21 protein-coding genes and 1 pseudogene are annotated in these 22,319 nt (G+C 45.4%); 18 read left to right on the top strand and 4 right to left on the bottom strand.

Features of this window, described 5'->3' with window-relative positions; genetic code table 11:
* Position 1: 1 nt before the first annotated feature.
* The 4 genes from AK95_RS03175 (at position 2) to AK95_RS03160 (ending at position 4,031) form a co-directional block, all read left to right on the top strand.
* Positions 2 to 829, top strand: coding sequence for a carbohydrate ABC transporter permease (locus tag AK95_RS03175; protein WP_071218478.1), 828 nt, complete (start codon positions 2 to 4; stop codon positions 827 to 829).
* Entirely contained in the window at positions 829 to 1,797 is a 969-nt protein-coding gene (locus AK95_RS03170) for a phosphoglycerate dehydrogenase (protein WP_071218477.1), read from the top strand. The genes AK95_RS03175 and AK95_RS03170 overlap by 1 nt, the downstream gene beginning before the upstream one ends.
* 39 nt (positions 1,798 to 1,836) lie before the next feature.
* Positions 1,837 to 2,766, top strand: a complete 930-nt coding sequence (locus AK95_RS03165) for a dihydrodipicolinate synthase family protein (protein WP_071218476.1) — start codon at positions 1,837 to 1,839, stop codon at positions 2,764 to 2,766.
* Positions 2,767 to 2,999: 233 nt separating this feature from the next.
* Positions 3,000 to 4,031 carry an alpha/beta fold hydrolase gene (locus AK95_RS03160; RefSeq protein ID WP_071218675.1) on the top strand — a complete coding sequence of 344 codons (1,032 nt, stop codon included), beginning with the start codon at positions 3,000 to 3,002 and terminating at the stop codon, positions 4,029 to 4,031.
* Positions 4,032 to 4,377: 346 nt separating this feature from the next.
* Here AK95_RS03160 and AK95_RS03155 read toward each other — a convergent pair whose 3' ends face one another.
* Together AK95_RS03155 and AK95_RS03150 are read right to left on the bottom strand one after the other, a co-directional pair.
* The gene (locus AK95_RS03155; RefSeq protein ID WP_071218475.1) at positions 4,378 to 4,779 is read right to left on the bottom strand and encodes a CHRD domain-containing protein; all 402 of its coding nucleotides are present in this window, start codon (positions 4,777 to 4,779) and stop codon (positions 4,378 to 4,380) included.
* Between the two features lie 253 nt (positions 4,780 to 5,032).
* On the bottom strand, positions 5,033 to 5,905 hold the full coding sequence (locus AK95_RS03150; RefSeq protein ID WP_071218474.1) for an AraC family transcriptional regulator: 873 nt from the start codon (positions 5,903 to 5,905) through the stop codon (positions 5,033 to 5,035).
* 375 nt (positions 5,906 to 6,280) lie between these two features.
* On the opposite strand from AK95_RS03150, the gene AK95_RS03145 reads away from it, so the two are divergent.
* The 12 genes and pseudogenes from AK95_RS03145 (at position 6,281) to AK95_RS03095 (ending at position 19,982) form a co-directional block, all read left to right on the top strand.
* The gene (locus tag AK95_RS03145; RefSeq protein ID WP_071218473.1) at positions 6,281 to 7,150 is read left to right on the top strand and encodes a hypothetical protein; all 870 of its coding nucleotides are present in this window, start codon (positions 6,281 to 6,283) and stop codon (positions 7,148 to 7,150) included.
* A 62-nt stretch (positions 7,151 to 7,212) separates the two neighbouring features.
* A pseudogene (locus AK95_RS03140) lies at positions 7,213 to 7,461 on the top strand (alpha/beta hydrolase); the annotation flags it as partial.
* A 48-nt stretch (positions 7,462 to 7,509) separates the two neighbouring features.
* Positions 7,510 to 7,755: a heme-binding protein gene (locus tag AK95_RS33310; RefSeq protein ID WP_343225153.1), complete on the top strand. Its 246-nt coding sequence runs from the start codon at positions 7,510 to 7,512 to the stop codon at positions 7,753 to 7,755.
* Between the two features lie 206 nt (positions 7,756 to 7,961).
* Positions 7,962 to 8,729, top strand: a complete 768-nt coding sequence (locus AK95_RS03135; RefSeq protein WP_071218471.1) for a DeoR/GlpR family DNA-binding transcription regulator — start codon at positions 7,962 to 7,964, stop codon at positions 8,727 to 8,729.
* Between the two features lie 17 nt (positions 8,730 to 8,746).
* Positions 8,747 to 9,898, top strand: coding sequence for an N-acetylglucosamine-6-phosphate deacetylase (gene nagA / locus AK95_RS03130; protein ID WP_071218470.1), 1,152 nt, complete (start codon positions 8,747 to 8,749; stop codon positions 9,896 to 9,898).
* Between the two features lie 147 nt (positions 9,899 to 10,045).
* On the top strand, positions 10,046 to 10,750 hold the full coding sequence (locus AK95_RS03125) for a hypothetical protein (RefSeq protein WP_071218469.1): 705 nt from the start codon (positions 10,046 to 10,048) through the stop codon (positions 10,748 to 10,750).
* Between the two features lie 11 nt (positions 10,751 to 10,761).
* On the top strand, positions 10,762 to 11,439 hold the full coding sequence (locus tag AK95_RS35220; RefSeq protein WP_071218468.1) for a CD3324 family protein: 678 nt from the start codon (positions 10,762 to 10,764) through the stop codon (positions 11,437 to 11,439).
* A 202-nt stretch (positions 11,440 to 11,641) separates the two neighbouring features.
* Positions 11,642 to 11,830 carry a hypothetical protein gene (locus AK95_RS03115; protein WP_071218467.1) on the top strand — a complete coding sequence of 63 codons (189 nt, stop codon included), beginning with the start codon at positions 11,642 to 11,644 and terminating at the stop codon, positions 11,828 to 11,830.
* A 217-nt stretch (positions 11,831 to 12,047) separates the two neighbouring features.
* The gene (locus AK95_RS03110) at positions 12,048 to 14,546 is read left to right on the top strand and encodes a GH39 family glycosyl hydrolase (RefSeq protein WP_343225151.1); all 2,499 of its coding nucleotides are present in this window, start codon (positions 12,048 to 12,050) and stop codon (positions 14,544 to 14,546) included.
* 208 nt (positions 14,547 to 14,754) lie between these two features.
* Entirely contained in the window at positions 14,755 to 15,996 is a 1,242-nt protein-coding gene (locus AK95_RS03105) for a PTS sugar transporter subunit IIC (protein ID WP_071218465.1), read from the top strand.
* A 19-nt stretch (positions 15,997 to 16,015) separates the two neighbouring features.
* Positions 16,016 to 18,289, top strand: a complete 2,274-nt coding sequence (locus AK95_RS03100; protein WP_071218674.1) for a beta-glucosidase family protein — start codon at positions 16,016 to 16,018, stop codon at positions 18,287 to 18,289.
* A 286-nt stretch (positions 18,290 to 18,575) separates the two neighbouring features.
* Positions 18,576 to 19,982, top strand: coding sequence for an outer membrane protein assembly factor BamB family protein (locus AK95_RS03095; protein ID WP_071218464.1), 1,407 nt, complete (start codon positions 18,576 to 18,578; stop codon positions 19,980 to 19,982).
* A gap of 119 nt (positions 19,983 to 20,101) precedes the next feature.
* Here AK95_RS03095 and AK95_RS03090 read toward each other — a convergent pair whose 3' ends face one another.
* Both AK95_RS03090 and AK95_RS34445 read right to left on the bottom strand, forming a co-directional pair.
* Entirely contained in the window at positions 20,102 to 20,281 is a 180-nt protein-coding gene (locus AK95_RS03090) for an H-type small acid-soluble spore protein (RefSeq protein ID WP_071218462.1), read from the bottom strand.
* A gap of 11 nt (positions 20,282 to 20,292) precedes the next feature.
* The gene (locus AK95_RS34445; RefSeq protein ID WP_201259344.1) at positions 20,293 to 20,463 is read right to left on the bottom strand and encodes a hypothetical protein; all 171 of its coding nucleotides are present in this window, start codon (positions 20,461 to 20,463) and stop codon (positions 20,293 to 20,295) included.
* A 148-nt stretch (positions 20,464 to 20,611) separates the two neighbouring features.
* On the opposite strand from AK95_RS34445, the gene AK95_RS03085 reads away from it, so the two are divergent.
* Entirely contained in the window at positions 20,612 to 21,598 is a 987-nt protein-coding gene (locus AK95_RS03085; RefSeq protein WP_071218460.1) for a phosphotransferase enzyme family protein, read from the top strand.
* A 35-nt stretch (positions 21,599 to 21,633) separates the two neighbouring features.
* Positions 21,634 to 22,272, top strand: a complete 639-nt coding sequence (locus tag AK95_RS03080; protein WP_071218458.1) for a hypothetical protein — start codon at positions 21,634 to 21,636, stop codon at positions 22,270 to 22,272.
* Positions 22,273 to 22,319 lie beyond the last annotated feature (47 nt).

The raw sequence follows: 22,319 nt of genomic DNA, 5'->3' as shown, positions 1-22,319 counted from the left end.
GATGAAGAATTCGCTCGGCAAGCAAATTACGGTATACTCGACGCTCGCGCTGCTGCTAATATTCGCGCTCTTCCCTTTATATTGGATGGTGATTACCTCATTCAAGTCCAACGGTGAGATTTATTCCATGACGCCTACGTTTTGGCCGAAGGAATTTCTCGGCACCGCCTACGATAAGCTGATCAACGAAAAGGGGTTTATGACGAATATCAAAAACAGCTTGTTCGTCTCATTGATCGTATCCTTGTTCTCGATTACGGTCAGCATGCTGGCTGCGTATGCGATCTCCAAGCTCAAGTTTAGAGGGAGAAGCTTCATCTCCAAGAGCATCCTTTATGCGTACCTGATGCCGAGAGCCGTTCTGTTTATCCCGCTCTACATGCTGGTGACGGCAATCGGCATCAACAATTCCATTTACGGCCTCATGTTGATTTATCCAACGATCACGATTCCGTATGCTACATGGATGCTCATTTCCTATTTCAAATCCATCCCGGATGAAATCGAGGAAGCAGCCATGATCGATGGATGTTCGCGAATCCGTACGATGACCCACATCATTTTTCCATTATCGGCGCCGGGCATTGCGGCTACCTTCATTTTTTCGTTCACGTTATGCTGGAGCGAATACTTGTACGCTTTGGTCGTTGTCACTAAAGGCGCAGACAAGACGATCACGCTGGGACTGTCGGATATGATCGTCGGCGACGTATTCGCATGGGGACCCCTGATGGGCGGCTCCATCATTGCATCGATTCCGGTCATCGTGATGTATCTGTTCACATCGAAATATATGGTAAGCGGAATGACGGTGGGAGGAGTTAAATAATGAAGGCGAAAAAGGTATTAGTAACGGCTACGAATTATTCCAAACTGTGCGCGGATGCGAAGCGGCTGCTCGAGAGCCATGGATGCGAGATTATCGAGAATCATTTCGGACGTCCGCTGACGTTCGAGGAGCTGAAGGAAGTGGTAGGATCGGTCGACGGCGTCATTGCCGGTGTGGACACTTGGAATGAGGCGGTATTCAAGCTTGCGCCGCAGCTTCAAGGCATCGCCCGTTTTGGCGTCGGCGTGGACAATATCGATTTAGTGGCCGCAAGGAAACATGGAATACGAGTGACCAATGTACCAAGAGGCAATGCGAACGCGGTGGCCGAGCTGGCGATCGGATTGATGATCACGGTCCGCCGGCACATTCCGGCGCTGGATCGGTCGACGAAGAACGGCGGCTGGGAGCGCTTTGTCGGCTCCGAGCTTGCAGGGGGAACGATCGGCCTTCTAGGGTTCGGTAATATCGCCCAGCTCACCGCGAAGAAGTTGAAGGGCTTTGATGTCGAGATTATCGCTTATGATAAGTATCCAGATACAGCCAAAGCGTCGGAATACGGCGTTAAAATGACAACCTTCGAGCATGTGTTGGCGCATAGCGACATCGTTAGTATGCATCTACCCAGCCTGAAAGAGACACACCATATTATGAATGACAAGGCTTTTGCCAGGATGAAACCATCCGCCATTTTCATTAACACCGCGAGAGGAGCCGTCGTGGATGAACAGGCGCTTTCAAGGGCGCTGTCGTCCGGAGTCATCGCCGGAGCGGCAATCGATGTCTACGAGTCCGAGCCTGTATCCGCCGACCATCCGATTCTGCAGAGCAGGAACCTGATTACGACGCCGCACACCGCAGCCGAGACTTTCGAGACGTATACGCGGGTCAGCATGATTACCGCTCAGGCGCTGCTGGATATATTCGAAGGACGGGAACCACAAAATGTACTGACAGCAAAAGGATAATGGTCAACCATTGTTCGAACCATTCAGGAGGGGACGCATATGTATCAGATCATTACTGACGGCAACTGGCCGGTTATGCTTACGCCGTTTACGGAGCAGAACGAAGTGGATTACGATGCCTTGGAGCGGCTTATCGACTGGTATATCGAGCGGGGGGCCGACGGCCTGTTTGCCGTATGTCAATCCAGCGAAATGTATACATTGACCCTGGAGGAGCGCGTATTGATCGCAGCCTTCGTCAAAGCGAAGGCTGCCGGCCGGGTCCCGGTCATTGCATCGGGTCATGTATCGGATGCGTTTGAAGACCAAGTAACGGAGCTGAACGCAATCGCGGAAACCGGCGTCGACGCCGTCGTCTTAATCACGAACCGGCTCGCCGGTGTCGAAGAGTCGGATGACCTGTGGCTGGCGAATCTCGATAAGCTGCTGGCGCGGATTCCGGAACACGTACCTCTCGGATTGTATGAGTGTCCAGCCCCGTATAGGCGCCTTCTGACACCCGAAATGCTGAAGACATGCTCGGATACCGGACGCTTTCGGTTTATCAAGGACGTGAGCTGCGACCTGCAGCTGATCGGGGATAAACTCGAGGCGGTCCAGGGCGGGAGTCTGAAAATCTTCAACGCCAACACGGCTACGCTTCTGGACAGCTACCGGATCGGCGCTTTCGGCTTCAGCGGCGTGATGGCCAACTTCCACCCTGAGTTGTATACGTGGCTGTTCCTAAATTGGGAAAGTCAACCGGAAGCGGCAGGGGAACTGTCCGATTTTCTAAGTGTTTCGTCATTTCTTGAAAGGCAGCTCTACCCGGTGAACGCTAAGTATTATCTCATGCTGGAGGGCGTACTGACGAACTATCGCTGCCGTTCGAAAAATCATGAGGAGTTCAGTGCCACCAACCGGTTGGAGATCGAGCAATTGTACCGGGTGTCCAAACAATATGCACGGAAGTATCCCCTTACTATTTAAGGAGATATAGAAAAGCAAAACGTATAAAGTGAAAAGTCGCCCATCCGGCGGCTTTTTTTCATTATCTACAGGCACTCTCTCGCAGATTCATTTCTTCGACTAAAGGCTAGGTTATTTTCAGCCTCAGGGAGGATTTGGTATAACCGATGGTAAGGTAAGATGAGATGAATGAAATCTACATTCTTCCAAGCGAAATTTACTTGAAGCTTAAAGCAGAAAGGTGTCACATGAAAATGAAAAACTTAAGAAAAAAATTAAAAATTATTGGAGCGACCATCCTATTGCTGCTGATTACAGCCCTTTTCTTTCCTACATGGACTTCAGCTATCAAAGGCGAGAAAAGTATTAGCGTATTAGAACAAGTAGACATAAACGGAAGCCGGCATCAAATTATGATTCGCGGCAATGACAGCGATCATCCGGTCATTATTTTTGTACATGGAGGACCAGGATGTTCAGAGATTCCTTACGCCGCTAAGTACCAAGACTTATTGGAAACCCGTTTTACCGTTGTTAATTACGACCAAAGAGCAAGCGGAAAATCCTATCATTTTTTTGAGGACTACGCTAATCTTTCATCCGACTTATTGGTGGAAGACTTATTGGCGCTCACCGATTACGTTTCAGAACGTCTTGGCAAGGAGAAGGTCATCCTGATCGGCCATTCGTATGGTACATATATCGCAACACAAGCAGCGCATAAGGCTCCCGAAAAATATGAGGCATATGTTGGTATTGGCCAGATGAGCGACACAGTAAAAAGCGAGACGGACAGTTTGAATTACATACTTGACCAGGCTCAACAAGCCGGCAATTTCAATGACGTTTCCTATCTTCAAGGATTATCGGAACAAATCAAAAATGGCGATACGTTTACCCCGCGAAATTATGTCATGAAATACGGCGGAGCTTCAAGGCTTATTGATAGCCCCGACGGCAACACCCTGGATACGTTATTAAGCAGCGAGTATAACTTATTGGATGTCATACGTTACAACTTGGGACTATCCTTTTCTCAACAGGTTTTGTTAAAGGAAGTAATGGAACATCCATTGCCTGAACTGGTAACGAAGCTTGAGATCCCGTGCTATTTTATCATGGGGAAATACGATTATATGACTTCCTCTCATGCAGCAAAAACTTATTTCGACAGCATTGAAGCCGATTCAAAAGAATTTATTGCTTATGAGCAATCCGCGCATTATCCACAATTTGAAGAGAAGGAGAAATTTTATAAGTGGATGACCGATACATTCGTAAAGTAAATCCAACTGGATGTGCTTAAACTAACCGAAGCGATAACTCAATAAAGATTTGTTAGCAGCCGATGAGAGCAATCGACTGCTTTTTTCACTCAATGAACGGGCAGAAAGGGTTGTATATGGCGATACAAGGGGGAGAACGAAGGAATTATCACCAACTTCGTTTGCAGTAACTGAAATGAAGGATAGCTAGAATATCTTTTACAGTCAAAGGTCGAAGGCAGGCTCGATACGAGCCCTGTCCTTCGGCCTTTGTTACGAAAGACATTAACACTTGAAGTCTAACCAATACGAGAAGGACACTGCCTGATATAGGTCAATGTCCTTCTTGTATTGACGCTTTTTTGGTTTACTTTTTAATCTGTCCCCGGATTTCACCATCCGGATGTTGTATTGTATGCACATTAACATAAGTGTTGGCTCTTTCGATCTCTCGGATTAAATCACGGATCGACTTGCCAAGCAATGGGCCGACCAAATCGCTATTGGTCAGAGTTCCTTCTACAACGCCGCGTTTTACGGAGATACCGAATTTAGATGGTCCGAATAAAAAAGCCACCACAGGACCGTTTTGTCCTCTCCGCCCAAGATGAATATGTGCTTGTATAACCTGGGCGATATTTCTGATGACAAGTCGGAATCTTAAACGAGTGCCATCAGCGCTAAGCTGAAAAACGGCATCTCCAGTAGCGTTCGTTCTAACTGATGGCACTTCATTACCTCCGTTTAAGATAGCCCGGAAGATTCTCATAGGTTTGCTCCTCTCTATCGAAGATAGTTTATATGTATGCGGCAAAGAGAGGAGTGGATTGTTTTCTCGCCTGTGTTCTTGCAATTAATGAAAGAATGGGTTTGCATGAGTCTCACGTAGGAAAGGTAGTTCGAACTTCCCATTTACATGAAATCCGCATGGGCTTTTTTCATTACAGCACAAGGGGGATGGATCATGTGAACTGAATGAAGAGAGCAGCACGAGTGATAGTCACCCGTGCTGCTCTTCCATTCTAAGACCCTGCCTTCTTAACGACAGGGATCCAAACTTCCATTTCATACATGCTGTTGCCTCTATCGTAAGTCATTTCAAACTCAGGACCATTTGCCGGTTCGTAGTTGCAGGTGGGAAACCACTCTGCCCAAATGCGCTTCCACAATGCATGGATCCCGCTTTGCCCGTCGGGATAAAAGCCGGTTGAGAATATCGCGTAGGTTTGAGGTGGGATAGAGAGCCTTTCAAACCCTTCCGGCATGCCACTCTGGGGTATGAAGTAAGCGATCATGTAGGAAAATTCTCCATCTTCCTTGTTGTATAGTACCCCATGAATCTGACTATTTTCCCCCAGACCCGCAGCTGTACGGATTCGATCAACGGTGCCGTCGGATATGCACTTCGTCCAAAAAGCAGGTATATCAATAAAAGGATTATCGCCATCGCTATTCACCAGGGTTGATATGCCGAACATCTCAAAAGCCTGTTTTTCCTCTATTCTGTAATTCATCTCAACATCTCCTCGAATCGAAATGTGAAAGGATAACCGAGGATAGGCCTTCAGTGTAACTCCTTTGTCGCGCGCTGACATTGGCATCACACCGTGCATTTTTTTAAACGCTCTAGAAAACGCCTCAGGAGATTCATAACCATACTTTAAAGCAATATCGATTACCTTTGTGCCGCTCTGCTGCAGTTCAAATGCGGCAAGGGTCAGCCGCCTGCGCCTAATATACTCTGAAAGCGACACATTCGTTATGAACGGAAACATTCGCTGAAAATGGTATGTTGAGCAGCAGGCAATTCTAGCCACGACATCGTAATCAATCGAATCGGACAAGTGTGTTTCCACATATTCCATAACGTTGTTCATACGATCCAACCAATCCATACAGACCATCCTTTCAAGTTTGAGTATAGGGGATGGTAACCCATGAAACCTTGCAATCCATGCACCGAAATATCATGTTCGAGATGAGTTGCATAAATCCTTTTTTGTTGATGATGAGTCACTGCCAAGTGACCCAAAAGTCCCTCTTGCTGTGCCCACAAAAAGCTGATCGTTTGGGCTGTATTACATGACCAACCGAAGCACACCTTTCGGACGAGCTACGTTAAAACTTTATAGACGAAAAGCATCATTTTTCCGGGAAGTTTGATGAAATGGGTGTACGCTGCGAGTTGGATATAATACGATCAGACAAAGTGTTTTTAGCTCTTGAACACGAATGAACTCGAATCATACCGATAAATGGAGGGAAACAACGTGAAATTATTAAGGACGATGATGATTATAATGGGGAGCTTCTTCTTGCTCGGCATAGGATGTACGGATCAGAAACAGGGAGTGACAACAAAGCTTGGGCAATCCGAGCAAGTTGGCGACGATATACGCGTTCCGCACAATGAACGGCTTCATTTGTCCACCGACAAGAAATGGATCGAGCAAGAAGGACATCAGTCTGATCTGATTCGATTGCAGTGGACGGCGGAAAGGGCCAAGCCGGCGATCGTCTGGATGGACGAGAATGGAAAGGACAAGACGGCGATCATTTCCCATGATAAGGCAAACAATCCGGAGCAGCAGGATCATAAGCATATCTCGTTCGAGACGACCATGTCGCCGACAGGTCAATACCCCAACCAGCTGTTTACCCGGTTTGAAATTCCATTCGACACCGATATAAGCGAGATCCGTACTCATTCATCCAATTTCAATGTAATGAGCGGTATTTTGCGGGTAGCCGGCGAAAGCGGGACGAACCGGGACATTCAGTTAAGTGCAGTCGGCAAGGATAATGAGACGACACCGAGGTGGGCCGTCCGGGCCGACAGTTTAGAGGAAGCGGGCGACAATACGGGAGCCAACCTGCAGTTCGTACGATATGGAGATGACGGCGAAGTGCTCGATTCCCCGCTCACCATGCGGCGCAGCGACGGTAATATCGGGATTGGCACGAGCGAACCCGACACCAAGCTCGATGTAAACGGGGATATGCTGCGTCTTCGAGAAAAGTATACACCTGCTTCTTCCACTGCTGCTTGCAACCAGGGACAGATCTCTTGGGACGACCAATATGTATATGTTTGCGTTGCCCAAAACAATTGGAAAAGGACCGAACTATCCTCCTGGTAGTTTCTACGCCGCCGATCTGTATCCAGATCAGCGGCTTTTTTTGTAGAAGCTTTGTTCGAATATCTCAAAAGGTTTTGCTGCAGGAAGTTATAGAACATCCGTTGCCAGCGCTTGTAACGAAACTTGGAATACCGTGCTACTTTATCATGGGCGATTATGACTATATGACGTCCTCCCATGCAGCAAAAGAATTTTTCGATAAGCTTGAAGCCGAACAGAAGGAGTTTATCGCGTTTGATCAATCTGCGCATTATCCGCAATTTGAAGAGAAGGAAAAGTTTTTTGAATGGGGGTCCAAGACATTTCTTTAGCCTGCATTCCGCAAGTACTGGTATTAGGCAATTCACCTATATAGGCAATTGCAATATGGGGCTACATTTGGCATTAACGCGACGAATCGGGGGAGAATCGTTATCCTTGGCGGAGGAATCCCTTTGGTTCATGAAGGAAGGGTTGTCGGTGGTATTGGCGTTAGTGGAGGAACAAGCGCACAAGATATTGACGTTGCCAATGCAGCAGTACAAGCGTTTGAAAGTATGAGATGTAATAATATCCAATATGCAAACGCAAGGATTGGCACGGTACAACAGTCGTTTACTTATTAATGGCTCTCCTGCTTCGATGGTAAGGGCAGGCTGCTTCTATGCAAGAAGCAGCCTGCCTGTTTTCTATCAAATCGTGAATATAGGCTCACGATTTGATAGTTGGAATAGAAAGTTCAAATGGGCTTACATATACTTATTGATTGCAATCATTTACTTATATATACTTATAATTAAGATGTAAATGCTTAAGAAAGGAGGGATTGGACGTGTTCCAAGAGGAACGATTAGTAAAAATTCTGGATTACTTAAAACAACATCAAACGATGAGTGTAGGAGAGATATGCTCGCTCTTTCAAGTGTCGCGGGATACCGCACGCAGGGACATTGTCAGATTAGTTCAAGAAGGAGTAGTTGTTCGAACGCACGGAGGGGTAGCTTTGCCTGAACTGCAAAAGGAACTGACTTCTTACCAGGAACGGCTTATTGATGAGCCGACGAGCAAGAACGTGATCGGCGAGTATGGCGCTAAACTGATTCGGGACCATGAAACGGTCTTCTTGGACGTATCTACGACCGTACAATTTGTTGCGGAACATATTCAAGCGAAACAGATAACAGCGGTTACGCATTCCATCGATAATGTAGGGATACTCTCCAAACGAGAAAATCTGAGCATCTACGTGCTCGGCGGTTATCTGCATACCCATAATCGATTATTATACGGTCCTTCCGTCATCGATAAAATCAGTGAAATCCGTGCCGACAAGGCGTTCATCGGCGCGACGGCAATCCAGCCAGACGGACTCTATTATCCATATGAAGAAGATGTGCGGGTGAAAAGGGAAATGGCTCGGCGCTCAGATCAGGTCATACTTGTTGCGGATCATACCAAATTCTCGGTGAAATCGAGGTTCAAGTTAGACTTTGATCATGTGGATATTATTGTAACCGATCAATCGGTTCCCGTTGACATCCAAGAAATATTAGATCAGAAAAATATTACGCTTATAGAATGTCAAACTCATAACCAATAGGAAGGAGCCTTGTAGGAATGAATAACAAAATCATTCGACATGTCAAAGTCCACCTACCTCATCAAATACTTCCTTCTGCAACGGTCTGGATTTCGAACGGAAAGCTGAAGAGAATAGAACCGTCGCAAGAACTTGATAAAATCGAAAGTGATGCTGAACTGATTGATGGGAACGGAATGTGGCTCATACCAGGAATGATCGATGTTCATATTCATGGGGCCAATGGCTATGACATGATGGATGGAACCGAGGACAGCATTCAAGAAGTATCACGCGCTTGCGCGGCAACCGGATGCACCTCGTTTCTGGCGACTTCTGTGAGTTCGACGATAGAGGACCTGCTGAACATGATTCGCAGTGTCAAATCTGTAATCGGACGAGAACAAGGGGCAAGGATCGCCGGCATTCATCTGGAAGGACCCTATTTAAACCCGAAGCGTAAAGGGATGCAAAATGAGAAATACCTTCGCCACCCGAATCTGGATGAAATGAAGTTCATTTTTCAGGAAGCGGGATCGCTCATTAAAATGGTAACGATCGCACCTGAATTGCCTGGAGGATTGGAGCTCATATCCTATCTGAAAGAGCAGGGTGTTGTGATTGCCGTGGCTCATTCCGATGCCACATACGAGGAAGCAAAGCTGGCTTTTGCAGCTGGTGCGAGTCATGTAACCCATTGTTTTAACGGCATGAGACCGATTCACCATCGAGATCCCGGACTGATTGTAGCCGCGTTCGAAGAACCGCATGTAAGCCTGCAAGCGATTGTTGATCAAGTCCATCTTCACCCAGCCATCGTCAGATTAATGCATCGTCTCAAAGGGCCCGAAGGCATGGTGCTTATTACGGATGCGCTACAGGCGATGGGATTAGGCGATGGTAATTATATATTTGGAGGTCATCACGTCACCGTATCCGAGGGGATTGCAAGGCTTGCGGATGGCACGTTAGCATCGAGTACCGTGACTATGGATGAAGCGTTACGTCTGACCGAAGCTAACGGAATTTCAATGGAGGATGCCGTACACATGGCTTCAACAACGCCGGCCCGTATTCTAGGTTTATCTCACAAAGGAAAAATCGAGGTAGGATACGATGCGGATCTCGTGCTGATGGATGAAAGGTATCAAGTGCAATGGACGATGATTGAGGGTAAACTTTATTGTTAGTATGGAAGTAATCACAAGAGGCGGGTGTAAAGTAGACTAAACCTATTCTTTACCTATATCCGATCCATGGCCAATGTTATCATTACCCCATATCAGGTGCGCAGCTGATGTGTGTATAACAATTGTTGGTGTAAAGGAGATACGAGCATGAGTAAAGACAGTATAATCAAGTCCCTGCTTTCGGATCAGGTTAGCATGACACCCAATGGATTTGTCGCAGATGAAATAAGCCCCGATCAATTTGCAGATTGTTATGAGTTGTTTTTTGACAAAGTCTTGGAAATTAGTGCATCGGACATAGCGGGAGTAGAAGGCTATGGTGAGTTCAACGAGGATTGTAAAACGGAGTATAGTACCTGCAGGCAATTTCTAATCGATACATTTGCAGAAGATAAAGAAGGATACTGGTTTAATTGGAAGGAACTCTATGATACAACCATTTTAGACCGTGACTTTGTCGAAAAATATTGGATGGAAATGGACGCCAGAATTGATTATTGTGAAGGAAAACGTTATTTGGTAAATAATAACACGTTTTTTGAAATCATGATCACAGATGGAAAAACGACGGTTGGTTTCCCAGATTGGAGCAGATCGGGAATATGCGATTTCCTTTTAGATTTTGCCATTATGGACTTAAATAAGCCTTACTTGCACATACCTGAATTGTTATTCGAGTATTGCAAAAAAAGGAACATTGTCATACCGGATTTTAAAGAAAGATTTTTATGCATGGCTTATTATAAGGGAATCGATGTTTTGCGGTGGCATGCATCGATCGATGATATAGAATCTTGCAATTCTATTATGAAATCTATCGGTCAACTGAAGGATCGAATATACGCCTTATAAAGGGTGATCCTATGAATTATGAAAATGCCAGCGATATCATACCTGAGAAGTTATTGAAAGAAATTCAGAAATACGCTGCAGGAAAACTTCTTTATATCCCTACTGGAGAGGAAAAAAGGGGCTGGGGCGAGAAGTCGGGTTACCGAAATCAATTACAGAGGCGTAATATTATGATTCGCAACAAGTATGCCAATGGGGTAACGGTTTCGGAACTTGCGGACGAGTACTTTTTATCTTTGGATTCCATAAAGAAAATCATTTATTCGAAGAAAGATGACCGACAATTCACTTATGCTCCAACTGTGCGATCCGCTGTACAGTATGCGAATATCGGAATGCTCGAAGAATGGATTTATTGTTATATGCTCCATACCCGAAATGCAGCTCCTGGTTTACATGATTTGATGAGTAAAGAGTGTTTGTATTTCGGTGTCGTTAAGTTTCCCTTGCGGCTCATCGAGCTTAATGGAATTATGCCTGGGAATGACTGTACCGATGAAGATCCACCGCTTCTTATTCAGTATAAAGAAGGCAAATTTTATTGCATTGAACAGAAGAACGTATTAGCTGCACTCAAACAACGCAAAGTAAATGCTTATCCAACCATAATTGTACTGAAAGAAACAGCGGATTATAAAAGGTTTATGAGATACTATGAAAACGTTCTGTTTTATATTAATCATGCATGACTTTGCTGGGCTAACAGCGAGTGGAGGAAGGATTCATACGAACAGCATCATACCACAGACAGTGGGGTGCCCCAGGTCAATGGACCTCTTGGGGCACCCTTTTTTGCATTGAAAAACTTCAACAGTTTTTTGTGCGTATTGGAATAGGTGAAGCCGGATGAGAAGAAGTCACCATTGTGTTATCAGAAGAAGGGGCTGGAACATGAGGGGTTCGTCTCATTTAAGGAAGAGGCTGAAGAAGTATAAGTGGCTGCTAATGAAACTGCCGGGAGTCGTCTACTTGTTCATCTACAACTATGTCCCGATGTACGGCGTGATTCTAGCATTTAAAAACTATAATTATGTCGATGGCATAACTGGAGGAACACCTCCTGATAGCGATGCCGATTAGGTTTTTATCTAATCGGCATTGTTTTTTTTTACAATGCAACGAATCTAGTACCGGATAGCCTGTTTTCTAATGTATGTAAAAGTCGTAAACTATACATGCTATAATGATAAGCTTCTATAATTTGAGAACATACTTGTAATCTATGAGACACTCTATAAATGCATTCGATATGTTGAATCAGGATATATCGTTTGCAGTTCATTTGAAATGAGGGCAAATGATGCGTTACCTATATGAATTTATCGAGCACCAAGAGGATATGCCTTTTAAGCTGTTTGTCAACAGCGTGAAGCAGGTTCCATTTCACTGGCATAAAGAGGTGGAGATTGTCTACGTACTCCAAGGTTCGGTTATCATGCATCTAGATCAGAAGGAGTATACCCTGCATCAGGATGATGTCATTGTGGTGAACAGCATGTCGATCCATAAGTTTGAGCAGAATAACCACGACAATATATTATTAACGCTTCAGTTTGGCCCGGAATGGCTGCATAATAACGTTTTTATTTCTTGTAATTCAGCGACTGAGCCTGAGCCGGTCGGTTTCCGATTTGACACGATCAAGCAAGAGCTTGCCAAGATGGTATGGGAAATGAACAAGAAGTCTCCAGGCTATCGAAGCTTTACCGTGGGAAGGCTGCATACATTATGTGGTCATTTATTGCGATATTTTGCGGAAGGAATCAACCCGGAAGCTGAAGATGGCGGGAAGAGTTATGACTATAAAAGGTTGAATCGGGTTCTTACCTATATCGATCAAAATTACAAAGAGAAGATAACACTGCAGACGATGGCCGAACAGGAGCACTTAAGTTTGCATTATTTTTCTCACTTTTTCACCGATAAAATCGGTATTCCTTTCCAAAAGTATTTAACGCTGATCCGTTTGGAGAAAGCCCAGTCGGAGTTATCGGGAACTGAGAAGAGCATTACCGAAATTGCCATGGATTGCGGTTTTGCGAACGTGAAGTTATTCAATAAGTACTTTAAAGAAAAGTACGGCAGCACACCAGGATCGTATCGTGAAGCCGCTGCCTCGCTTCAGGATAAGCCTAATCGAAAACCGCTTACCTATGAAGAGTCCTCGAGTGGTGACTATTATGAATTAGATACGATCAATGCGATGGGGTCGTTATATCGATATCTGGAAGAGAAGTCGGTTCAGGAACAGGATAGGGCAAACCCTTTAACGGCGGTTGTTACGGATCATGTACAAATTCAGATTCAGCCGGGAATGTCGTCAGCAGGGTACAAAAAGCATTGGAACGTTACCACAACAGCGGGCAGGGCAATTGAAGGACTGCGCGATGACTGGCGTCGGCAGCTCGCCGAGCTTAAAGGTCGAATTCCTTTTGAATACATACGTTTCCATGGCATCTTTAATGATGAGATGATGGTATATAACGAAGAGGATGACGGTACTCCCATCTATAACTGGGCATATGTTGACAAGCTTTATGACTTTCTTATTGGGCTGGGCATCAGGCCGTTCGTGGAGCTTGGTTTCATGCCGACCCTGCTTAGCCGTTCCAACGAAACGGTATTCTGGTGGAAAGGGAATATTTCCCCTCCAGCCGACCAGGCAAAATGGGAGGCGCTTGTTCGTGCGTTCGTTCGGCATTGCTTAAATCGCTATGGGGCTCAGGAAGTAAAACAATGGTACTTTGAAGTCTGGAATGAACCGGATTTATCAGGCGTTTGCTGGGCAGGTAGCAAAGAGGAATACTTCTCTTTTTATGAATCTACCGTTCGAGTGATCAAGTCGGTCCTTCCCGAACTAAAAACAGGTGGCCCTGCTTTAGGTTATGGTTCGTTATGGAACGACAGCTGGGCCGAGGAATTTATGGCATATTGCAATAAACGTCAGGTGCCCCTAGACTTCTTTTCCTTTCATGTCTATTCGGAATATCCTCAGCTTAAGGCAGAGCAGAACATATTGACGAAGATGATGCCGCCGACCTTTTATAAAGAGAGCATCCATCGATTGCAGGAAAAAATGGCGCTTGCCTCTTTCCGTGAGATGGAGCTGCATATTACCGAATGGAACTTTTCGCTCTATGACCGGCATCTGCTACACGATACCATGTTTATGGCCCCGTTTGTGATGTATCATGCGATGAATACACTGGGAGACGTAAAGGCCATGGCTTTCTGGTGTTTTACGGATGTGTTTGAGGAAAGTCTTGTTCCATCCTCTCCGTTTTACGGAGGTTTTGGTTTAATGAATCGGGATGGCCTTAAGAAGCCGAGTTATTACGCCTTTGAGCTTCTTCAGAAGCTGGGTGAAGAGATCACCGTTAAGGGTGATGGTTATGTGGCCACTCAGAATCAAGATGGGAGCATGCAGCTTCTGCTGTATCATTATGTCCATTTGGATCATATGTTTTCAAGCGGGGACTGGTCGGAGATGTCCAATCTTAACCGTTACGGCGTGTTCGAAGAGAAGGGCAGCAAGGTATTTCAAGTCAACATTCCTCATCTTTCAGGAGCCTACAAGTGCACAACTTATCAGATGGACCGGGAACATGGCTCCGTTTTTGACGAGTGGGTTCGCATGGGGGCACCCGAAATCTTGACGGAGGAGGAACTTGCGTATCTTCGCGGAAGAAGCGGCCCGGTCATCCGGACAAAGATCTTAGAGAATCAGGGTTGGTATAAAGAGCTCATTCTTCCACCTCATGGTGTCCTATTGCTCACTTTAGAGAAACAGTTTTAAACACTAGAACCTTCAAGAACACCACCGCTCTATAAGAGAGAGGGGTGTTTTTTGCTGTCCATTCCAGGCAGCTTCGATTTGCCGGCTCCAAAGACGAGAAATGAACAAAAAACGACCATAGATGAGGCAATTTACAACGAGTAAGCGTTAACAATTGAATCTATACTATAGCTATGTCCACAACAGAAATACAGGAGGGAATACACAGATGAAGCGTTTCATGAAATGGATGACGGAATCCTTTGCGCCAAGATTGGATGCGATTACAAATAACATTTGGATAGCATCGATTCAAGAAGCCATTATGGTTGCCATCCCGATGATCTTTATTGGTTCCATTATTACTTTGATTTCAATTTTGCAAGACTTCATTCCTGGAATGCCGGATTTAACGCCAATTACAACATTCAGCTTCGGTCTTCTCGGTTTGTTTATTGCATTTCTAACGCCATATACGGTCATGGAGAAAAAGGAGAGACACAAAATCAAGCTGCTGGCGGGAATGACCGGCATATCCTTATTCCTCATGCTGCTTAATCCCGTCGTAAACGAGGACGGAACCGTTCAGTTCGTTCTTGAGCGTTTCGGTCCTGCGGGTATGGTTACGGCACTCATTGTAGGCGTTTTTATCGCCGTCATCATGAATGTCTGCGCGAAGTTCTCTTTCTTTAAAAAAGGGTCTTCCATGCCAGAGTTTATTATGGATTGGTTTGACTTCCTGGTACCGATTGCCGTGATCATGGGTTTAGGCTGGGTGCTTGTGTATCAGTTCCACTTTGATATCTTTGGACTGATTGTGAGCGTGTTTGAGCCTATTAATGCTATGGGGCAAAGCTTGTTCGGGTTTGTTCTGTTCAACTTTATTGGAGTTGTGCTGTACTCCTTCGGAGTTAGCCCATGGGTTCTGATGCCCATCTGGTATGCCATATGGATTCCGGCGATTGAAGAAAATGCCGCATTGGTGGCGCAGGGACTGGATCCCGTCAATATAAATACCTTTGAAACATTCTTCTCCGGATGGCTTGGAATCGGAGGGATGGGTGCAACCTTACCGCTTGTCATCTGGTTCCTGTTTGCCAGATCCAAGAAACTGAAAACCATTGGTAAAGCAACTTTGATACCTTCTCTATTTAATATTAACGAGCCCGTTGTGTATGGAGCGCCGGTTGCTTTCAATCCGCTGTTGATGGTGCCTATGTGGATCAATGGTCTTATTACACCTATCATCGTCTACCTAGCTCTTGATATGGGGTTTGCACAAATTCCGAGCAAAATCTTCCAGCTGTGGTATACGCCGATCGGTGTATCGACTTACCTCATGTCCGGATTCAATGGACTTATTCTGCTCGCCGTTGTCTTGCTGATTGTGTTCGCCGTATGGTTTCCGTTTTTTAAACTGTACGATGCGCAGGAATTGAAGAAAGAGCGGGAGCTACAAGAAGAAGCTTGATATGAAAGGGTGGAAGCAAATGAATGCATCTATTAACGAATTGATAAAGGACATGACACTTACTGAAAAAGCATCCCTCTGTGCGGGATTAAATATGTGGATGACCAAGGGGATCGAGAGACTCAACATTCCGCCGGTTCATATGTATGACGGAACGAATGGGATCCGCAAAACGAACAGTGACGATGAAATGGGGATTACGACAGAGAATGTTCCGGCAACTTGTTATCCCACGGGCGCAGCTATCGGTTCTTCGTGGAATACGGAACTGCTGCACGAAGTCGGGGAAGCACTTGGCAATGAATCCAAAGAGATGGGCGTAGAATTGCTGCTCGGCCCAGGAATTAACATGAAACGGACTCCGCTTGGGGGAAGAAATTTCGAATATTACTCCGAAGATCCTTGCCTGACAGGCGAATTGGGCGCTGCTTTCATCAATGGCCTCCAGAGCAAAGGAGTTGGGGCGTCACTTAAACACTTTGCTTGCAACAACCAGGAATTCGAGAAAATGGTGACGAGTTCAGAAGTAGACGAACGGACGCTGCGCGAAATTTATTTAAGCGCCTTTGAACGAATTATTAAGAAATCGGATCCCTGGACTGTCATGTGCTCCTACAATTTGCTTAATGGCTCGTATACCAGCGAGAATGAACATTTGTTACATGACATCTTGAGGGAAGAATGGGGATACGAGGGGGTTGTCATCTCAGACTGGACGGCGGTGAATGACCGGGTTCGCGGGCTGAAAGCAGGACTTGATCTCGAAATGCCGGGACCAGCAGGTTATAACACGAAAGCGATTATCAAAGCCGTTGAGAGCGGATTTCTTGCAGAAGAGCAGCTCAATAAAAGCGTTGCCCGTATTCTAAAACTCGTAGAACGTGTAACGGGTATGGAAGAAGCTGTTCCGGCATCCGCTATAGAGTACCACAATCTTGCGAGAAAAGCTGCAGCAGAAAGCATTGTACTTCTTAAGAATGAGAATGGCATCCTTCCGATCCAGGAGTCAACCCATTCCATTGCAGTTATCGGCCGTTTTGCCAAAAAACCTAGAATTCAAGGAGCCGGCAGCGCAAAAGTAACGCCTACACGCGTTGATATTCCAATTGAAGAAATGAAGGCGTTGGCTGGAGCTTCCGTTGAGTTGAGTTATGCTGAGGGTTACCCTGAAGATGACTCCGTCCATGAGGAAATGATCAAGGAAAGTGTCGCATTGGCAGCAAAATCTGATGTCACAGTCATATTCGTTGGCCAGCCTGAATACGCAGAATCCGAGATGCGTGATTTGAAGGGCATTGATTTGCCGGAACAGCAGATTCTGCTTATTCAAGCGATTGCAGCCGTACAACCGAAGTGCATTGTGGTGACCAGCAGTGGAACAGCCTTGGCGATGCGTCCTTGGGTTCAGCATGTTCCCGCTGTCATTCACTCATGGCTTTCCGGACAAGGCATGGGTAAAGCGATTGCTGAAATCTTGTTTGGACAGGTGAGTCCCTCCGGTAAATTGTCCGAGACGTTTCCGGTTAAGCTTTCAGACAATCCTTCGCATATGAGGATCCGCGGTGAAAACGGCAAGCTGTATTATCGTGAAGGGCTGTTCATCGGCTATCGATACTACGATAGGAAAGAACTCGCTCCGCAGTTTCCGTTTGGCCATGGCTTATCCTACACTTCATTTGCCTATAAGGATATGAAGGCAGCTCAAACGGAGACAGGGATCACAGTCTCTTTCTGGCTGGAGAATATCGGAAACCGAACAGGGAAAGAGGTCGTTCAGCTTTACGTGCATGACGAAGAATGCACATGGACGCGTCCAGAGAAAGAATTGAAGGCATTTTCTAAAATCGAGTTGGCTCCTGGGGAGAAACAACAGATCGTCTTTGAACTTGAAGAGAGAGACTTTGCCTATTACAATACCAAATATAATCGCTGGGTAGCGGAGAGCGGTTATTTCCAAATTGCGCTTGGCAGCTCTTCTCGCGATATAAGAATTACCGAGCGATTGTATTGTGATTTTCGGAAGGAAGAAGTTTCATTTCATAAATTCAGCCTGATTAGCGATTGGATTAGCGATCCGATTGCGAAATCGGTACTGGAAGAATGCCTCGATGAGATGAATCAGCATGTCGTAGAGAAGATTTATCTCAATGATGAATTCGTCGGATTTTGGGAAGATGGTCCACTCATTAAAATATTGCAAATGTATGGCCAAACTTGGTTGGGTGACCGGTCACCTGATGAGATCATTGAAGAGCTTATAAGAAGAGTTTATGAGCGACGCGTTAACATGTAAGACAATATATTATTCCTCAGAAGAGCTTTGGATCTGTTCAGGATCCAAGCTCTTTTTAGCATCCAAAATGGCGCAGCCATCTTAAATAGGACTTGTATTACTGAATGTCAGAGAAATAGCTTTGATGGCAGCAGCTGTGGAGTACATGGCATTCATTCAGACAAACTCCTTGCGAAGCTCGTTTTAGATCATTAAAGATTATTTAGAGCTCGCTTGGAACTTTATCCCTTCTTTGAGCGTTATATTGGTCGTAAGCAAGAAGCTATAACAAATGGGAGGGGAATTCATGCTTAACATCAAGAAGAAACAATCAAGCATAAGCCTCAAAGCTCGATTACGCCGGCGTCTCATTGCAAGCATCGCTGCAGGCATACTTACTGTCCAGGGCGCATTGGTAGTACCACCTTCGCAAGTGAATGCAGAAACGGCTGATGTTTCGGTACGCAACTGGCATTATTCATCAACAATCGAGGTACCCGAACTAAAGCCTTCCTGGACGGTAAAGGTGGACAATTATCTGAATATGGGCGAGAACGATGTTTCAGGTCACCAGGTAATTGCCGAAGAGGGCAAGGTATTTGCATTCGCGGGAAACAAACTCATCGCCATGGATGCCAGGACAGGCAAGCGGCTGTGGAGCTACGGTAAAGACCTGAAACCTTATATTGTTTATGATAATGGTGTTATTTACGGCCTGTCGGCAGGTCAGAAGCCATACGCGCTGAATGCGAAGACAGGAAAATTGAAATGGCAGTCGAATACGTCCATCTTTATGGATGCGCAAACGCGCACGGAGGCGCTGGTGCCGACTTATGATACGCTCTATGCTATCAAAGGAAGCGCAACTTTCGCTTTTGATAAGGCAACAGGAAAGCTTCGGTGGAAAATGAATGAGCCGTCAGGAGAAGGAAACGGCACGGATTACCTTCAGGAGGCGGATGGAGTCATCCTTCGGACGTTCTATGTACAAGGAGCACTAACATCCATTCAACTGAATGCTTATGACAAAAAGACGGGCAAGAAGTTATGGGACCATTTTGGTCAGGGAGAAGCGCTTCAAATCAAAGACAATCTCGTGTATTCGGTTGACTATTATTCTCCATTGCTGGCTGATTATCAGTCGCTTCCGGACCGCAAATGGATCGTAAACGTGTATAATCTTAAGACAGGCGTAAAGAGGAGCAGCCGAGAGTATAGCTGGAAGATGACGGGGGAGCCGCCATATGAGTACGGCGGAGGCGGTTTATTTATGAACCAAGGGAAGTTATACATGGATCAGGGCAATAAGGTGGCCGAATACAAATTTGACACCTATAAGAAAGGTGAAGTTCCTCTGCGAACTTTTCCTCGCCCTTATGGGGGCGACTGGGAGTTGATCGGACTGGTTCAGGAACGGCTGATTTTCAATAACAGATCGACGGGTGAACTGGCCGGCACCAAACTTGCAAATGGTCAACGGATCGGATGGAACGGCGATGCACCTGCTGCGCAGAGTGATGTGTATGGAAAAGGTTTATACCGGGCACAGCGTAACGGCACATTACTCGGCATTAACTTGATGACGTCCCGGCCAGTCTTTAAAGTAACGACTGGAGCAGATCTACACGAGTCGACACTAAAGACGAACGGTATGATCATCATTCAAGCGGAGGGTAAGCTCCTCGGTGTAAAAGTACCGGCATCGTTGAAATAAAGGAATAGCTTGGGCTACTTGAATCATATTTCGTTTAAGAATAATAAAATCCCACCGACGAGTCTGGATGGGATTTTGTTATTTCGGGTTTGATTATATTAGGGTGAATGTCTTCTATCTTATGGATGCTCGGTGAGACTGGATAAAGGGACGGTCATTTCCTGCTCCGAGTTTCCGATCGGATAGACCCGGGCGGTTTCATCCTCATTGACATGCTGGATAAAGATAGGGGTATCCAGATAAGTTACATTTTTCATAATGGCCGATTCCGAAATTTCAATCGCTCTTTGTTTGTTCATGACATATCTCCTTATTTCGAAAGGTCTTTCAATAGATCAGCCGGACGTTGAGAGGCTTTTTTTACATCTTGATCCAGTTTCGATTGTCCTTGAATGTCTTCGGCAGCCTCCATTTGATTATTCAGCTGTTGTTCTACTTGTCCAATCCCGTGCGCTTCTTGATGCTGTTTGCTCTTCGCCAAAACGATCCCTCCATGTTGTGATAACTTTGTAATCTCTGCATTACTACAATGCACCAAACGAATCGAACTTATACGGCTGTTTGCGTGGGTTCGCGAAGGGGATCTTCCGAAATCATAAGGATCTTAATAAGAATGGAGGCATATATGAATGGCAAGCTCGAAGATATTGCTTCAAGCCGCGGAATCTTTCGAATTTAATATAGGGACGTTAATCTTCCTGAGTAACTCGACCAATGAAGTATATCGTTTTACTAAGGGTGATCAATCCTATATCTTGCGGTTAACTCAGAAATCACACGAGTATGTACCGAAGATCAGGGCGGAGATAGATTGGCTTTATTACTTAGTGAAGAACGGAGTATGTGCTTCATTACCCATTCATACATGTAATCATGAATTAATGGCCGTGTTCTCTGATGAAGATAAGTGGTATATCGCAACTGCTTTTCACGAGGCAGCAGGTCGATTTTTTGATAAACACAATGAGCAGCTATGGGGCCCGAAGATATTCAAGAATTGGGGAGAAACCATGGGAAGGATGCATAGGCTGTCGACATCATATGAACCATCGGACATCCTTGTGAATAGAGATAGTTGGAGCAGAAGAAATATGGATAATCCTCATCTGCAGCGAGGCCGTTTCTATGTGCTTCTTGAAAAATTGATCTCCATGGAAAGTACGATTGATTCACTGCCTAGGGGGAGCGATTCGTTTGGTCTGATACATAATGACTTTCATCCGTATAATTTTTTTATCAACAACAGTGAAATAACGGTCTTTGATTTTGACGATAGTATCTATGGCTGGTTTTCGTTAGACATTGCAATAGCAGCCACACATGCCGTTTGGTGGGGAGTGCATGCAGAAGATCGTGTCACCAAAAGCAGGTTTGCCCAACAGTTCTTGCATGAATTCCTCATGGGTTACGAGAAGGAACACCAGCTCTCTGAATTCTGGAAACAAACAATCCCCTTGTTTATGGAGTATAGAAATATTTGTTCTTACTTCTGGTGGTTAAGTGAATGGAATGGTGATGAGAGCAGCTTTACAGAGGACCAACGGAATGCAATAGACCACGCTGTTAAGCTGATTGAAAGAGGTTTGCCTTTTGATGGCTGCGATATTCAAGTGTAGCACCGTCGATAGCATAGATTAAAGGAGGTAGTGCATTGAGATTTAAAGCGTGTATTTTGATTGTCTTCATGATTCTAACGGGGTGCTTTGCAGGAACCAAAGAGCAGATCTCACCTGAGAACAATTCGGCAGCTGCCGAGATCCAATTGACACCCGTGGATTTGTTCCAAGGGGAAGCAGCAAGGTTTAAGCTATTCCTCGGTCCGATGACGGGTGCATTTAAATTAAAGTATGAGGGAAATAAACACAATGTCAGCTTGGATATAGATATTTGGAAGAACGGGCAGAAGGTAGATTCGGCAGGGTCGATCGGAGATTTGTTTTACAGTTCGGACGAGGAAAAGGACAGCAACGAAGTAGAACTAATCATATCCGTGGACACGGAATCGATAGAAGGTCTCGAGGAGTTCAGAAAGATTAAAGTCAACACCAATTCCCATTTGGGATCAAGCCTGTCTACCTTTACCATTCCTTGGGACACAACGTTGACGGCACAAGGATTGATTCAGGATACGCGCCCACGTTCGTTTACGATAGATCAGCCGGTACATGTATTTGGCATGCATGCTACAAGTTCCAATGAAATACATACAGCGGATCTTACAACGGATTCGTTAAGAAAAACGGAGTGGGCACTTGTGTTCACCTTGCGTCTTGATGAAGATATGGAATAAACGGTTTGAGTTAGAATGATCGATCCAAGATCACATTTAAAGCAGAA

Origin of the sequence: Paenibacillus sp. LC231, from assembly GCF_001860525.1 — a bacterium.
Lineage (GTDB): Bacteria > Bacillota > Bacilli > Paenibacillales > Paenibacillaceae > Paenibacillus_AQ.
This window is presented reverse-complemented; position numbering and strand designations above follow the sequence as displayed.